This is a genomic window from Burkholderia sp. KCJ3K979 (assembly GCF_016759955.1).
GTDB classification, from domain to species: Bacteria; Pseudomonadota; Gammaproteobacteria; order Burkholderiales; family Burkholderiaceae; genus Burkholderia; species Burkholderia orbicola.
Genome location: NZ_JACFYV010000475.1, coordinates 1 through 437 on the forward strand (window position 1 = coordinate 1; position 437 = coordinate 437).

General features: G+C 44.2%; 1 pseudogene. It reads right to left on the reverse strand.

Features of this window, described 5'->3' with window-relative positions:
• Window positions 1-437, reverse strand: a pseudogene (gene pgrR, locus H3O04_RS35705) (DNA-binding transcriptional regulator PgrR); the annotation flags it as partial.

A 437-nucleotide genomic window follows, 5' to 3' on the forward strand; every position in this document is an offset into this window, starting at 1 on the left:
GTACAGGTGATAACCGGGTAAATCTGGTGTGAATTTATCCAAAACACGTATCAGTTTTTTTCCTTTAATAGCCCGCTCAACCTGATCATAAGGTAGATACGCCAATCCATGCCCATCAATTGCAGCATCAATGATCAGGTCTATCGTATTCAGTAAAAGCTGACCTTCCATGCGAACACGAACTTCACGTCCACCGCGTATTAATCTCCAGCGATTTGCTGTACCCGATGTGGGAAGATACAAATTAATTGCCTGATGATCTATTAATTGTGACACTGACGTTGGAGCACTTCGACGAGAAAAATAATCCGGTGAGCCAACAATAGCCATTGGTATGTCTGGCCCGATTCGAATGGCGATCATATCTTTATCCATCTCCCCACCCAGACGGACGCCTGCATCAAAACGTTCAGAAACGACATCGGTCAAACCATAAT